This window comes from Mangrovibacillus sp. Mu-81, assembly GCF_036867415.1.
In the GTDB taxonomy this organism is placed as follows: domain Bacteria; phylum Bacillota; class Bacilli; order Bacillales; family Bacillaceae_B; genus Rossellomorea.
Map to the genome: position 1 here is coordinate 1 of NZ_JBAJHU010000019.1, position 15691 is coordinate 15691.

Annotated in this window: 10 protein-coding genes and 2 riboswitches; all 10 genes read right to left on the reverse strand. The window is 44.9% G+C overall.

Annotated features, from left to right (window positions below):
- Window positions 1-469: 469 nt before the first annotated feature.
- Entirely contained in the window at window positions 470-2545 is a 2076-nt protein-coding gene (ptsG, locus tag V6B33_RS21145) for a glucose-specific PTS transporter subunit IIBC (RefSeq protein WP_334219636.1), read from the reverse strand.
- A 308-nt stretch (window positions 2546-2853) separates the two neighbouring features.
- Window positions 2854-3696, reverse strand: coding sequence for a glucose PTS transporter transcription antiterminator GlcT (glcT, locus tag V6B33_RS21150; protein ID WP_334219637.1), 843 nt, complete (start codon window positions 3694-3696; stop codon window positions 2854-2856).
- Between the two features lie 190 nt (window positions 3697-3886).
- Window positions 3887-5221, reverse strand: coding sequence for an NCS2 family permease (locus tag V6B33_RS21155; protein WP_334219638.1), 1335 nt, complete (start codon window positions 5219-5221; stop codon window positions 3887-3889).
- Between the two features lie 116 nt (window positions 5222-5337).
- A riboswitch (purine riboswitch) is annotated at window positions 5338-5439 on the reverse strand.
- A gap of 119 nt (window positions 5440-5558) precedes the next feature.
- Window positions 5559-7112, reverse strand: coding sequence for a glutamine-hydrolyzing GMP synthase (guaA, locus tag V6B33_RS21160; RefSeq protein ID WP_334219639.1), 1554 nt, complete (start codon window positions 7110-7112; stop codon window positions 5559-5561).
- Between the two features lie 516 nt (window positions 7113-7628).
- Window positions 7629-7730, reverse strand: a riboswitch (purine riboswitch).
- 40 nt (window positions 7731-7770) lie between these two features.
- Window positions 7771-9972: a transglutaminase TgpA family protein gene (locus tag V6B33_RS21165; RefSeq protein ID WP_334219640.1), complete on the reverse strand. Its 2202-nt coding sequence runs from the start codon at window positions 9970-9972 to the stop codon at window positions 7771-7773.
- Window positions 9969-11186, reverse strand: a complete 1218-nt coding sequence (locus tag V6B33_RS21170) for a DUF58 domain-containing protein (protein ID WP_334219641.1) — start codon at window positions 11184-11186, stop codon at window positions 9969-9971. Before V6B33_RS21170 ends, V6B33_RS21165 begins: the two co-directional genes overlap by 4 nt.
- Before the next feature lies 1 nt (window position 11187).
- On the reverse strand, window positions 11188-12144 hold the full coding sequence (locus tag V6B33_RS21175; protein WP_334219642.1) for an AAA family ATPase: 957 nt from the start codon (window positions 12142-12144) through the stop codon (window positions 11188-11190).
- 637 nt (window positions 12145-12781) lie between these two features.
- Window positions 12782-13609 (reverse strand): ammonia-dependent NAD(+) synthetase, encoded by an 828-nt coding sequence (gene nadE, locus V6B33_RS21180; RefSeq protein WP_334219674.1) that lies wholly within the window; start codon window positions 13607-13609, stop codon window positions 12782-12784.
- Window positions 13610-13679: 70 nt separating this feature from the next.
- The gene (locus V6B33_RS21185) at window positions 13680-15149 is read right to left on the reverse strand and encodes a nicotinate phosphoribosyltransferase (RefSeq protein ID WP_334219643.1); all 1470 of its coding nucleotides are present in this window, start codon (window positions 15147-15149) and stop codon (window positions 13680-13682) included.
- Window positions 15150-15474: 325 nt separating this feature from the next.
- Window positions 15475-15681: a hypothetical protein gene (locus V6B33_RS21190; RefSeq protein ID WP_334219644.1), complete on the reverse strand. Its 207-nt coding sequence runs from the start codon at window positions 15679-15681 to the stop codon at window positions 15475-15477.
- Window positions 15682-15691: the final 10 nt, after the last annotated feature.

The following is a 15691-nucleotide window of genomic DNA, read 5'->3' on the forward strand; positions in this document are numbered from 1 at the left end:
GATGCGCTTCGTTTGAAGCGACTTGACCATCATACCAAGAATGAAACGTTCTTGTCAACAACTTTTTTAATTTATTTTTCTATCAATCAAGTTGTTTTTGCGTCTCACTTGCGACGGTTTTTAAAGTATATCAACCATTTCGAGTTCCGTCAACAGTTTCTACCAAATTAATATAAACTTTTTGGCAGCCCCCCCTTTTCTATCAGACTCTATCTACGAAATCACACCACTTACATCATGTAAGTCTTCATTTCCGCATGCTCCAATTTGACGCGGAAGCCAGGTGAAGATACCGGATCTACTAAAGCTCGCACCACTTACAGGTTATACACTCAGAAAATCAGGAATATAGCATTTCCCGAAAATCACTCTTCATCTGTCATTCACTATTGTTACTGCCTCTTTCTTCTATATAAAAGAAAACCCCGCACGAATCAAGTGATCCGGTGCGGGGTTTTTTTCGCAAGAACTAGTCGATCTTTATGATATTTTCGTCGTTACGATTCACTTTACCAGTCTTCTCAAGGGTCACTTGCTGCCCTTCTTTAAGATTCGTGAAGACGATCGGTGTCATGATGGAAGGCGCGTTTTCTTTAATGTAGTCTAAGTCCACTTTCAGCAACGGCTGACCTGCTTCTACCTGGTCCCCTTCTTTTACAAGGGCTTCAAAGCCTTTACCTTCAAGTTTAACGGTATCAATTCCGACGTGAATCAACACTTCGCGGCCATTCTTGGATTCGAGTCCCAATGCGTGCTTGGTAGGGAATACGTTCACTACTTTGCCGTCTATAGGAGAAACGATCGTTCCTTCCGATGGGATGATCGCGAATCCGTCTCCCATCATTTTACCGGAGAATACTTGGTCCGGTACTTCTGTGATATCTTTGATTTCACCTGTGATAGGCGAAACGAATCGTTCGTTCTTTTCTTCTTCTGTTGTTTGAAGTGCGTCAGGGTTCACTTCTTCGATCTGCTGCTCCACTTCTTCACTTGCACTTGTTTCAGTTCTGCGTGGTGCTTTTCCGCGCATGATGTCTTGCATTTGTGATTTAAGTGTATCGGATTTAGGACCGAAGATCGCCTGAATGCTGTTACCGACTTCAAGCACCCCTGAGGCACCTAATTTTTTTAGTCTTGTTTTATCTACATCTTTCGCCTCGTTAACCGAAACGCGCAGACGGGTGATACACGCGTCTAAGTGAGCGATGTTTTCTTCTCCGCCCAATGCTTCAAGAACATTATAAGGAAGATCTCCCGCTGTTCCTGTTGTACCTGCGTCATCTTCATCTTCCACTTCTTCACGTCCGGGTGTCATCAGGTTCCATTTGCGGATGGCAAAACGGAATCCGAAGTAGTAGATGACCGCAAATATAAGTCCTACAGGAATGACGATCCAAGCGTTAGTTTGAGGATTGATCAGACCGAATAAGATATAGTCGATCAGACCGCCTGAGAAAGTCATACCGATTTTTACATCCAGCAGATGCATCGTCAGGAATGAAAGACCTGCAAAAATCGTATGAATACCGAATAGGACCGGCGCTACAAATAAGAATGAGAATTCAATCGGTTCTGTGATACCTGTTAAGAATGATGTCAATGCTGCAGATCCCATGATACCTGCCACTACCGCTTTACGCTCCGGGCGTGCTTCATGATAGATCGCAAGTGCCGCTGCAGGAAGACCGAACATCATGAATGGGAATTTACCTGTCATGAATGTACCTGCCGTTAAATCTTGAACACCATCTTGAATTTGCTTCATGAAGATCGCCTGGTCACCACGGATGATGTTACCAGCTTCTGAAGTATACGTTCCAAACTCAAACCAGAATGGTGAATAGAAAATATGGTGAAGTCCGAACGGGATCAGGGCACGTTCGATGACACCGAAGATGAACGCTGCAAACGCTCTGTTTTCACCAAGCATAAAGTTCGAGAATGCGTTCAGGCCGTTTTGGATCGGAGGCCATACCAAAAGCATCAATAGTCCTAATACAACTGCAGATGCTGCTGTTGCGATCGGTACGAATCGTTTACCTGCGAAGAATCCTAAGTAAGAAGGAAGTTCGATTTGGAAGAAACGATTATACATATACGCTGCCAGTATCCCGACGATGATACCCCCGAATACACCGGTTTGAAGTGTCGGGATCCCAAGAACAAGTGCATAGGCAGGGTCGACCCCATCACCTGTTACATCACCGATTCCCAATCCTTCCACTGTCCCCATCGTTACGTTCATGATCAAGAATCCAACAATGGCGGCGAGTCCGGCAACACCTTCACCGCCGGCGAGCCCGATGGCCACTCCGACTGCGAAGAGAAGTGCCAAGTTCCCGAAGATAATTCCACCTGCTTGTTCCATGACGCTGGCAACCATTTCTACACCGCCATTGTTTAGGAAAGGTGCAATTTCTAATAAAGTAGGATTCTGCAGAGCATTACCAAATGCAAGCAGAAGTCCGGCAGCCGGTAAGATAGCAACAGGAAGCATTAACGCTTTACCGACTTTTTGCAAGACGCCAAAAGCCTTTTTAAACATAATAGTTTTCCTCCTTTTAATAATTGTACATAATTCAGCAGATTAGATGATAGCTGCAAACAAGAAAAGCGCAAGCGCATTGTTCAGCCCCGACAAGCGTTGGAGGGCCGACCAGTGAAGTCGTTCTTTGATTCATTGGGCGGTCCGAAACGACTCGAAGGGCCAGGCGCTGGAGCTGGCCATGAAAAAAGGCATGAGAAAAGAGGATAATGAACGTATAAGGATAGACTGCCCCATTTCATACGTTTCAATTATCTTCTTTACTCATGCCTGATCGAATCAGTAACACGTAGAGATAGATAAGTACATTATTTAACTTTGGTCTGTATACGCTGCAGATGCATCGTTAGATACACTGCTTCTGCATCATAAACAGGTTTCCTTAATGTTTGCTGCATCATCTTGATCAGCTTCCAAGATAAATTATAGCAGAGAGGGTATTCCTCTTTCAACAGTTTTGCTATTTTTTCAGGTTCTTCGACCCGCTCTTCACGCAGGACACGCTCGATTGTATATCGTATATGACGAACCAGCCTCATATAATCAACGCTTTCTTTATTGATTTTGACTTCGAGCTGCTGTTCGATCATGGATGTTAGCCTCGATATCAACTGTGAATGCTGATTGACCTCCGAAAGATCTTTATTCATCATGGCACTGTGGATATGGAGCGCGATGAAGCCGACTTCCCCTTCAGGCAGGTTTACATCCGTCATCTCATTGATCATCCCGACGACTTCACGGGCAATTTCATATTCAAATGGATAGAGAGTCCTCGTTTCCACTAAAAAGGGATTACGTATTTCCATTCCTCTCATCAGTCGATTAATGGCAAAGAGGATATGGTCTGTCAGGGCAATGTGAATGTGTTCATTCAAGAACGAATTTGTCCGTTCTCTTATCAGTTCGATTGCAGAAATGATGACATTCGAAATATCTTCATCCAGGAGCGGCAGCAGGTTTATATATTGTTCCTGCTCCTTTTCCCCTTTCAGGACGAACATTTTTTCTGCGATATCATTCTGTATGGGATCTCCGCTTTTTCGGTTGAAACCGATCCCTTTTCCAATCAGAACGACTTCCCCGTAGCTTGCATGCTGCGCGATCAGCACATTATTATTTAATGCTTTCTTCACATTCAAAGTAGACATAAGTATTTCTCCCCATTAATTCGACCATTTCCGACATTATCTGATTACATGATTTTAACGAAAATGAACATTTATTTCAATTAAATACAATCCCCTTAAGTATTACATTCTCTTCCGCCTTCCCACATCCTCTTTTTTAAAAAAGAAAAAACTGACCTCTATAACAGAGATCAGTTTTCATAATGTTTGATTACGCGATAAAAATAAAGTACAGGACGAAAATGACAAACAGTGCATACATAATCGGATGGATTTCTTTAGTACGCCCTTTGATGATCATGGTGATCGGGTAGAAGATAAATCCGATTGCAATACCGGTAGCGATACTATAAGTCAAAGGCATGGCCACGATCGTCAAAAACGCCGGAACAGCTACTTCGAATTTCTTCCAGTCGATTTCCCCTAATGAAGAAACCATCAGAACCCCTACGATGATCAGTGCGGGTGCCGTAACCGGCGCCGTAATGACGGCCAGCAGCGGGAAGAAGAAAATGGAAAGCAGGAATAGGACGCCTGTTACGACGGAAGCAAATCCGGTTCTTGCCCCTGCCGCAACCCCTGCGGACGATTCGATATAAGATGTCGTTGTTGATGTACCAAGAATAGCCCCAACCACTGTCGCACAAGAATCGGCGAATAGTGCTTTTCCTGCACGTGGAAGCTTATTATTTTTCATTAATCCTGCCTGATTTGCTACTGCAACGAGTGTACCTGCTGTATCAAAGAAATCAACGAATAAGAACGTAAGCACTACAACGAGCATCTGGATGGTGAAAATGCTGCCCGCATCATTGAACAACGGATCAAGTGCCGCCCCAAAGGTTGGTGCAAGACTAGGTGCCGCGTCGACAATACCTGTCGGCGTTTCAATGAGACCGACAATCATGCCGACAATCGCAGTTGCGACCATCCCGATGAAAATACCGCCTTTTACACCTTTTGTCATTAAGATGACCGTAATGATGATTCCAAAGATCGCAAGTAAGGTGTTACCGTGTGTCAAATCCCCAATGCCCACAAGCACTGCATCATTATTGACGATGATTCCTGCATTTTGAAAACCAACAAATGTGATGAAAAGCCCGATCCCCGCCCCGACTGCAAACTTCAATTCAGCCGGGATGGAATTAATGATTTTCTCACGTATACCAGTCAGTGTTAAACCAATAAAAATCAATCCTGAGATCAAAACACCAGTAAGGGCGGACTGCCATGAAACGCCCATTGTCAAAACAACCGTGTAAGCAAAAAATGCATTGAGTCCCATACCCGGCGCCAGGGCAATCGGGTACTTCGCGAGCAGCCCCATAATCAATGACCCGATTGCAGCGGCCAATGCAGTTGCAACGAATACAGCACCTGAATCCATTCTCATGCTATCCGGAAGATCCGGTACTGACTGAAGCGTCAGTGTCAACGGGTTGACAACCAAGATATAAGCCATGGATAGAAAGGTTGTCAGACCCCCGATTATTTCTCTTTTATAATTGGTGCCCAGCTGTTCAAACTGAAAGAAATTCTTCATTTCTATACTCCTCCTCGTGCCGTCGCGGATCCCAAATAAAAAAGCTCTGAACCACCAAGAGTTCAGAGCTTTGACTGCAAGATAAAAAATAGAATGGACCAGTGCAATTAATGCAGTCCGCCTATCAATCACCTCGTAGTCAAGCCATTTACGGCAGCTTGGTAGAAACGCTCGGGCCCTATTCCCGAAATTATACGACGTAATAGTAACTATATATTTATTATGACAAGACTATTGTACCAACGGGAATGATTGCAGTCAATATAAAATCCGAACATTTTTTAAAGTTAATTAGAAAATGTTCGGATTAGATTTCTTCCCTTATTTAATTACAAATCTATTCCCACTCAATCGTAGCAGGCGGCTTACTCGTCACATCATACACCACGCGGTTGATGTGATCGACTTCGTTCACGATCCGTGTCGAGATCTTTTCAAGAACATCCCAAGGAATGCGGGCCCAGTCGGACGTCATCCCGTCGATTGATGTAACGGCACGGATTCCGATCGTATAGTCATACGTTCTGGCATCTCCCATGACACCGACACTGCGGATATCGGGAAGGACAGTGAAATACTGCCAGATATCACGGTCAAGACCGGCTTTCTTGATTTCCTCACGAAGAATATAGTCGGATTCACGCACAATTTCAAGCTTCTCATCTGAAATCTCCCCAAGGACCCGAATACCGAGACCCGGACCAGGGAACGGCTGTCTCCAAACGATTTCATCCGGAATGCCAAGCTCAGAACCCAGCGCACGCACTTCGTCTTTAAATAATGTATTTAAAGGTTCGATTAACGTAAACTGCATATCTTCAGGCAGTCCGCCAACGTTATGGTGAGACTTGATGGTTTGGGCAGTCGCTGTTCCGCTTTCAATGATATCCGTATACAGCGTGCCTTGCGCCAGATACTCGATACCTTCTAATTTCGTCGCTTCATCATCAAATACATAAATGAATTCGTTACCGATGATCTTGCGTTTTTGCTCAGGATCAGAAACGCCTTTGAGTTTGTCGAGGAACCTGTCCTGTGCATCCACCTTGATCACATTCATGTTAAAGCCGTCAGCGAATGTTTTCATTACGCTGTCCGCTTCCCCTTTACGCAGGAGCCCATGGTCAACGAAGATACATGTCAGCTGATCACCGATTGCCTTATGAATGAGAACCGCTACGACAGAAGAATCCACTCCGCCGCTCAGGGCACAAAGGACTTTCTTATCTCCGACGGTCTGACGGATTTTATCCATTTCCATGTCGATAAAGCTTTCCATCGTCCAGTCGCCTTCACAGCCGCACACTTCGAATACGAAGTTTTTAAGCATTTCATTCCCGTGAACAGAGTGGCGTACCTCCGGGTGGAACTGAACGGCATAAAGACCTTTTTCTTCATTGCTCATCGATGCAATCGGACATGATGGATTCGTAGCATTCACATCGAAACCTTCAGGTGCTTCCATGACAAGATCACCATGACTCATCCATACAACCTGCTCATCTTCAAGTCCGGAGAAGAGCTTTGATGTCTTCTCGATTTGAATGGCTGCTTTACCGTATTCACGGTGTTTGGCACGTTCAACTTTACCGCCGAAATGCATCGTCATCAGCTGCATGCCGTAGCAAATACCGAGGATCGGGATATCCAGATCAAAGATGCGTTCATCACAGCGGAATGAATTCTCGCCGTATACACTGTTCGGACCACCCGAGAAAATGATTCCAGTCGGATTCATTTCCTGGATTTCTTCCAGCATGATGGTATGCGGGTGAAGCTCACTGTACACGCCGAACTCACGGATTCTTCGTGTGATCAATTGGTTATATTGACTTCCAAAGTCTAATACGACGATCATTTCCTGATTATGCAATTCTTCTTTACCTAGCATTCAGTTCACCTCATCCAGTTATTATCTCTCTTTTGTGTATGATTCCCTTACCATCCACATACATCCTTTTTGTTAGCATCCTTTTTTAAAAAATTGCCCTTTTAACGCCGCTGTTGATTTCCGAGCAAGACTTCGCTTTCCGCGGGTGACCCGTGAGCCTCCTCGTCGCTAAAGCTCCTGCGGGTTAGAAAAGCGGAGGGGCTTTGTTCAGAGGCGGGTGGCATAAGGCGAATCGGCCATGAAGGCGTTCTTTGCCTTCTTGGACGAGTTGACTTATGACATGTGCCTCTAAGCCCCAGAGCTGGACATGTCTCACATTGGCCACTTCTCCCGCAGGAGTCTTCGTCTTGCACTCCTATCAAACAGCTGGAGCCGGTCATTACCAACAATAAGCCTCAATCGTTTCAAAAATCTTACTGTTGATTTTAGACATCAAACATGTCCAAAAATAGCAAAAAACTAGACTCCGCCTGTGAAAAAGGCAGGATTCTAGTTTTTTGGCATACAAAAGATGTCTACATAGAACACTGCCTTCATAGTCCAGTCGTTTACGGTGACCGGGTAGAAACTTTCGAACCATATTATCGAGGATATACGAAGGATGCTAACGAACTCCATTATTAATTTGACATCATTTTAAACCTTGTTGATGAAGCGGTCAACCAGTTGTCCTTTTAATTAAATTTTCCCATAATTCTCTCATCTTAACCCAATCTTCCTGATCGGGCTTATGGCCGTACAATGTACGTTCATACCGGTTGGTCAAACTCGTCATTTCATAGGTTCCAAAGAAGGAATCGATATAACGGGAAAATCCTCTGAGGGTTTGGCCGTCCTGCATTTTTAATCCATATCTTCCTAATTGTTTTACAAGTGAAATGTATGCTTCAGAGTATACATCTTCCGACCTTCTCCTTCTGAAATAGAAAATCAGATAGTAAGGAAGCCAGCGTCTTCTGAAAATATAGGCCATCACCGATGCAAATATCAACAGTAAGAAACCGATGAGAAGTTTGCCCCAGTTCTCAACGAAGAAAGTTTTAAGACCTTCCCAGAAATCCTTGAAAGAGAATCCGCCGCCGGCCGCTTCATCTTCTTGTGGTGCTAACGGTTTTTTAGGTGTTTCTTCTTTCTCCGGTAATGGAGTCTGATCTTCCTCCGGCTCTTCAAGATCTAAATCATACTCATAGGCAATGTTGTTGCTGAACCCGACTGTAGGCTCGAAGGGAACCCAGCCGACTTCAGGGAAGAATACCTCCACCCAGGAATGGGCGTTATTATTAGACACCTCATAGAGCCGGTATTGAGTATCGGCCTGACGGGTGTACTCCCCTTCTGTATATCCTTTCACCCAGCGGGCAGGGATTCCGAGCGACCTGACCATGACGACCATTGAAGTCGAGAAGTTATCACAATACCCTCTTTGGGTTTCAAATAGGAACTGATCAACATAGTCCTGTCCTTCTTCCGGAACGGGAACATCAAACTGATCGTAAACGAATGCTTCTTTCTCAAAATACCCTTCGATGGCACGCACTTTCTCATACCAATCCTCTTCACCCTGAGTGATTTCTACAGCCAAATCTTTTACCCTCTGTGGTGTGGAAGACGGAATTTGGGTATATCTGTCCACGAATTCAGGAACCTGCATGGCTTCCTGTTCAGCATTCGCTGCCCTCATTCCTTTTTGAGAATAAGAAGGCGAGCGATAAGAGAGTGCATACTCCTCTAACTTTACCGGGTCACCTGATTCATCGAGGCTCCTGATTTTCTCGTTCACGGGCATAAATTCGAAGGAGCCCCCGTCATTCCCCATAACTTTTTCAATTCCATAAGGATAGACTACGTGGGAGTACCCTTTTTCCACCATGACTTTTTCAGTTTGGAGCTCACGTTCTTCGTTTTTGGGGGTGAGAGCAAACGGGAGATCTTCATCCGAATTGAACGGCACCCCGGACTCCTCTTCCATCGATTGCTCCCAGCCTTTTCCGGTATACAAATCTTTCGTTTCGATTCTCCAGTAATGCTCTCTGGTAACCTCAGCCGTGAATACCACGGTCGGATCGCCGATGAAGGGTCCGCCGAGCTGCGAGTCGTCTGTATCATAGCCAAGCTTATTCACACCGCTCAATCCCCCGGATCCTTCAGCAAAGGATTTAATATACGGAACGGGGTCCGGCCAGAGCGGATCGGCTTTAGGAGCGGCAAATGCCACAATCGAACTGACACCGAGCATCACCGTCAGCGGAACAATCCACCTGTGTCTGCTCATCCTCGCCCCAAGCAGCTTTTCACCTTGTATCAAACGTTCAAGTGCGAGCAGTCCCATCAGCATGAAGCCGAAAATAACCACGCGTATGATCGCTGCATCCCCTTCATATTCAGTAAATGTATCCATGACGCTGATATAGGTGACCGTCATCACATAGAAAAGCAGGATCGCCTTCCTGACCGACAGCCAGTAATAGATCAGATACGTCATCAGCCATAACAGAATGAAAAACAGCAGACTGCGATAGATGAACGATAAGTTTGACCAATCCCTCCCAATCGTCAAACCTGCGTTATGCAATAAGTCTTCAATGAATACTTTCACCCAGGAAAGATCAAACAGGGACCCTTCAAAATAGAGTGCATGTAAAGACACCAGGATCAAAACGGTTTTCACTGTTCCGGACAGCAGATAATGCACCCTGAAATACGAAAATGTCAGGGATAAAGCGATAAATAGGATAAAGAATGTTAAATCACCCGTATTGGTAACGACCTTCAAAGGTTTCAGCCACTCCCAAAGGAGCAGGAACCCGAACAGATAAATCAAAATGGAATATAACACATTGGCCGAAGCTTTTCCCCTCATGCTCGCTTCACCTCCGCAAACGCAGACGAGAAATCCCCTTCATAGCATACCTTCAGCCAGATCCCGCGGGATGAGGCATAAGCTCTCAATGATTTTTCCTCCGACGTATAGGTCTCCCCATTGGACTTAATCAAGAAAATAACGACCGAACTGTTCCGCTTTGAATAATTATTGACGCTCATGATCATTTTTTTCGAAACGGAAGCGGTAATGAAAAATACTGCTGCAGATTGCGAGTAGTTGAGCCCTTCGCCCTGAAGGATTTTGCCCAGCGCAAACTGGCTGTCAGGCTGTACCTTTGCCAGATGATGGTAGAGCTGACCCTGATGCTCCTCTCCCCCTCTGATCGCGAATGACTGATGTTCTCTACCGATAGAAACCAACCCGACCTGCGCCCCTTTTTTAATAATCGAACGTATGACGGAAGCGGTGAACGTGACCATCGGCTCGAAAGCTGACGAATACTCGCGGTCGAGAACGATGAGTACATCATGGGACTGCCGTTCTTCAAACTCCTTAGTCATCAATTCATTGGTGCGGGCAAAGGACTTCCAATGGATCCAGGAAAAGCGGTCCCCCGGCTGATACGCCCGGACGCCCGTTGCCATCGTCGTATCCTTCTGTATCTTCACATTAGAGGAAGTCATCCCCTGATCGTAACGGTTCTCGAGCGGCCTGTATTGAACTTCGACGAACGAAGGATAGACAAGGAGCTGATCCCTGCATTCAATGACGGCATCTTTCTCAAACACCCCGAAGAAATCTCCCGTTTTAAGACGTACCGCAGAGTAGATGTGCTCACCGCGCGGAAGCTCATCTATATAATAGGACAGCTTCATTTCCCTTCTGAACCCGGGATAGATCATCGATTTCGCTTTATGAAAAGAAGACTGCTGAAAAAGTGATTCTGTCACGACATCTTCAAGGACCATATAAAACAATGGAAACGGAACCTTTCTCCTGAGCGTCAATGTTACTTTTAATTCATCCCCTGCTTTATATTCAATTGATTCGAACCTGCGTTCCACATAAAAATCGGAAAGCGGATAAATAAAGACGAACACTGAATACAAAGCAAACGGAAGAAAGCTGTAAAACAAAAACCAGCTGACAAACCCGCCCTGAAACATGGCATAGATGAAGGTGATGGCGATTAATAGTAGAAGCAGCAGCAGCTTGCCAATTTTCTTTACTACCTGAAATTTGGTCTTCATGCTATCTCACAAGCCTTTGAACCGGTACGGGAATGCGCGCCATCACTCTCTCCACAACTTCTTCCGGCGTGATTCCTTCGTAACGCGCTTCCGATTTCATGATGATTCTGTGTGCAAATACAAATGGTGCAAGGAATTGAACGTCATCAGGAACAACATACCCTCTCCCTCGTAAGAACGCATATGCCTGACACGCCTTCATCAATGCAATCGATCCCCTCGGACTCGCACCCAGATAGACGTTCGCATGAATTCTCGTACGACCCGCAATATCAACGATGTATTTCTTGATGGTATCATCCACCAAAATCTCCTTCACTTCATCTTGAAGATGGCGAAGCTCCTCCAACGTCATCACAGGCTCCAAGTCTTCAATAGGAGGATTCTTCTGAGCACGGTGGAGGACCTCCATCTCTTCAGCAGGCTCCGGGTACCCCATCTTCATTTTCAGTAGAAAGCGGTCAAGCTGAGCTTCAGGAAGCGGATATGTCCCTTCATACTCAATTGGATTCTGTGTGGCCATTACGAAAAACGGTTTATCAAGCTTCCGTGTATTTCCATCGATGGTCACACTTCCTTCTTCCATCCCCTCAAGAAGCGCTGATTGCGTCTTTGGCGAGGTACGGTTGATCTCATCAGCTAAGATGATATTCCCCATGATCGGTCCCGGCCTGAAATTGAATTCCATCTCTCTCGGATTATAAATGGACACCCCGATAACATCCGACGGCAGCAGATCCGGCGTAAACTGGATCCTTTTAAAACTAGCCCCGACAGATTTCGCAAGCGCCCTTACCATCATCGTCTTCCCGACGCCGGGAACATCTTCAAGCAGGACATGACCGCCTGCCAATAAAGCCACGACGCTCAACTCCGCTACCTTCCTCTTCCCAATCATGACCTTCTCTATATTTTCAACGACATTTTGCAGTTTCGGATTTACTACTTCTTGCGTCATATGACCCCTCCTGAATCCCTTTTAGATGTTTTTTTCTCTCTAACTATTAATACTTTCGTTTCGTTTTCCAAAAATCCTCCATTTTAAGAGAAAAATAATACGAATTTTTAGGAAATTTGTCACATAACCTCTATGCTCATAATCTTTTCATTTTTCCCAAAACCTAACGGGTCCTGATTCTGCCGAATTACATTCTATCCCAAATCATCGCCAGCCCAAGAATTCCAACTAAGAAGAGGCTGGGTCAAAACTAAAAAACAACTGCCTAAAGGCGAACATGATCAGTGTTGACCCTGAATACCGCTAATGATTTCCGTGCAAGACTTCACTTTCCGCGGGTAGCCCGTGAGCCTCCTCGGCATTGCCTGAGGGGTCTCACTTGTCTAGCAGCAGGGCTTAGAGGCACATGTCATAAGCCAAACCCGCCTCTGAGCAAAGCCCTTCCACTTTTCTAATAACCTACTTTTCCCGCAGGAGTCTTCGTCTTGCACTCCAATCAACCGCTGGAACAAGCTATATACAAAATAAACTTTTGGATAAAGCTACTAAAAAACCCGAACTTACTTGAACTTAGAGTTCAAATTAGTTCGGGTTTTATTTAGACTAAAACACTTGTGTCCCAGCCTCTTCCTTTGTCTTATTTCCAAAAGTCATCAAACACCGTAATTGGCAGATGACGTTTGTGCTGTGATTTCAAGTAGTGCTTCTCGATTGTTTCACTTGCTTCCCGGGGCACTTCTTTCCCTTCGAGGTAATCATCGATTTGATCATATGTCACACCGAGGGCTTCTTCATCGGGAATCAGCGGTTTGTTTTCTTCCAGGTCGGCTGTCGGTTTTTTATTATATAGATGCTCAGGACATCCGAGCTCTTTCAGTATTGCTTTTCCCTGCCGTTTATTCAGTCGGAAAAGCGGTACAAGGTCCGCCGCTCCGTCACCGAACTTCGTGTAGAAGCCCGTGACTGCTTCCGCTGAATGATCCGTTCCAAGCACGACTCCGTTCTTCATCGCGGCGATCGCAAATTGAACTTTCATTCGCTCGCGTGCCTTTTCATTCCCTTTCACGAAATCGGACATCTCGATGCCCGCTTTTTTCAATGTAGAGTAACTCGCATCCACCGCAGCCTGAATATTTACTGTCATCGAAACAGATGGATTGATGAATTCCACGGCATCGATCGCATCCTGCGCATCTCCCTGCTCACCGTACGGAAGGCGCACTCCGTAAAAATTGTATTCATCTGAACCCGTTTCTTCATTCAATTCATTAACAGCCATCTGCGCAAGTTTTCCTAAGAGGGTCGAGTCCTGGCCGCCGGAAATACCCAGAACCAGACTTTTTATAAACGAATGCTTCTTCAAATAGCTTTTCATGAAATCGATACTGCGGCGTATTTCTTCTTTAGGATTGATATTTTGGGAAACCATCATTTCTTCCACAATCTGTTTCTGAAGAGAATCCATCATTTCACACTCCATGTTAGGTTTTATTACATCAAAGTATACCTCTTATTGTTATCCGTTCACAACTGATTTACCTGCCGGAATTGAATCTTTCCTTCACTTCTGCCTTCACCTTCTGGATCAGATTCATCTTATTTGTCCAACATTCATCACTTAGGTCAACCGGGTATTCTTCCGGGTTCATCGAGCGCTTGTATTCATCCCATAAAAGCTCAAGATTATCATTGACGAATTCCCGCATGACCTGCAAGGGCGGTGTTTCATACACCAGTTCTCCATCCCTGAACACATCAACATGTAATTCCCGGGCTTCAAAATTGGTCACAAACTTACTGATATACGTGTGAACCGGATGAAACATCTTCAAACGATCTTCCTCCTGAGGGTTTTCATGTTCAAGAGTGATATAATCCCCCTCTGATTTATGATTAACCTGATTGATGATGCGGTAAACCTTTTTCAACCCGGGCGTGGAAACTTTTTCAGCATTACTGGAGATCTTAATGGAATCGTCCATCCCGCCATTTTCGTTTTCGATGGAAGCAAGCTTATACACCGCACCGAGTGCCGGCTGATCGTATGCAGTAATAAGCTTTGTACCTACTCCCCACACATCGATCTGCGCCCCTTGCGCTTTCAAATTTAAAATCGTGTACTCATCCAAATCATTAGAAGCAATGATCTTTGTTCCAGTGAAACCTGCATCATCCAGCATTTTACGGGCTTTTTTTGATAGGTAAGCCATGTCACCACTGTCGAGACGGATGCCTTTAAAGTTGATTTTATCTCCAAGCTCTTTTGCTACCTTGATTGCAGCGGGAACCCCTGATTTCAGGGTGTCGTACGTGTCGACCAGGAATACGCAATCCTTATGGCTCTCCGCGTACTTATGGAAAGCCGTATAATCATCCTGATACGCCTGAACAAGCGAATGGGCGTGAGTTCCCGAAACCGGCATTCCGAACATTTTCCCCGCACGGACATTACTCGTGGCATCAAAACCGCCGATGAATGCTGCACGCGTTCCCCAAATCGCCGCATCAAGCTCATGCGCACGCCGGGTACCGAATTCCATCACCACTTCATCATGAACCACCTGCTTGATCCGGTTTGCTTTCGTCGCGATCAACGTTTGATAGTTGACAATATTCAGGATGGCCGTCTCAAAAAGCTGCGCCTGGGCAAGAGGAGCTTCAATCCGCAAAAGAGGCTCATTGGCAAACGCAAGCTCCCCCTCCACCATGGAACGGATCGTCCCGGTAAAACGAAGATCCTTTAAATATTGAAGGAACTCATCCTCATACCCAAGCTCCCTTAAATACTCAATATCACTCTCACTGAAATGAAAATTCTTCACAAACTCAATCACACGTTCCAAACCGGCAAACACTGCATATCCATTCCCAAAAGGCAGCTTTCGAAAGAACACCTCAAAAACAGCCTTTCGATTATGGAAATCATCATCCCAGTAGGCCTTCGTCATATTGATTTGATACAAATCTGTATGTAAAGCTAAGCTATCATCTGTGTAGTGTGTCATGGTTACTCTCCTTTTACATTCCAACCGTTAGTCAATACAGCCATTGTTTCTATTCTATCCAATTATAGTGGTTTTGCCGAATGTTTTGGTCGGGGAAATGCTTGGATGCAGGATACAAACGAATTAAGACCGTAAAAAAAGCTTGAAGTCGGGATTCAAGCTTTTTAAACAAACGTTTGATTAAACTCTTAATTCTTCCGGTATTTCAGTGTTTCTTAGAAGGGCCCACATTTTTAATAGTTTCTGATCCTTGTTCTTCCAAAGTGAAAATTAGTTTATGAAGCTGTTCGTCCAACCCTTTCTCTCTCAGAGCAAAACATCATATTCAAGCTCCCGTATTTCCCTTCATCTGAATCTGATGTAAATGATTTTTCCTCATATATGGCAATGCAATTCCCACTACAACAGCAGTCAGAGGGAGTCCGCCATCTCCTGCCAGCCATTCAATTATTGACACCGGCACATAAATTGCATAAAAAAAGATCATTAAGAACAAGTAAAATCTTCTCCAGCGTTTTTCTTTTTTGGACATTGTATCCTCT

Coding starts and splice junctions, on each gene's coding strand:
- ptsG (WP_334219636.1), bottom strand. CDS start 2,545: ATGTTTAAAAAGGCTTTTGGCGTCTTGCAAAAAGTCGGTAAAGCGTTA.
- glcT (WP_334219637.1), bottom strand. CDS start 3,696: ATGTCTACTTTGAATGTGAAGAAAGCATTAAATAATAATGTGCTGATC.
- V6B33_RS21155 (WP_334219638.1), bottom strand. CDS start 5,221: ATGAAGAATTTCTTTCAGTTTGAACAGCTGGGCACCAATTATAAAAGA.
- guaA (WP_334219639.1), bottom strand. CDS start 7,112: ATGCTAGGTAAAGAAGAATTGCATAATCAGGAAATGATCGTCGTATTA.
- V6B33_RS21165 (WP_334219640.1), bottom strand. CDS start 9,972: ATGAGGGGAAAAGCTTCGGCCAATGTGTTATATTCCATTTTGATTTAT.
- V6B33_RS21170 (WP_334219641.1), bottom strand. CDS start 11,186: ATGAAGACCAAATTTCAGGTAGTAAAGAAAATTGGCAAGCTGCTGCTG.
- V6B33_RS21175 (WP_334219642.1), bottom strand. CDS start 12,144: ATGACGCAAGAAGTAGTAAATCCGAAACTGCAAAATGTCGTTGAAAAT.
- nadE (WP_334219674.1), bottom strand. CDS start 13,609: ATGGATTCTCTTCAGAAACAGATTGTGGAAGAAATGATGGTTTCCCAA.
- V6B33_RS21185 (WP_334219643.1), bottom strand. CDS start 15,149: ATGACACACTACACAGATGATAGCTTAGCTTTACATACAGATTTGTAT.
- V6B33_RS21190 (WP_334219644.1), bottom strand. CDS start 15,681: ATGTCCAAAAAAGAAAAACGCTGGAGAAGATTTTACTTGTTCTTAATG.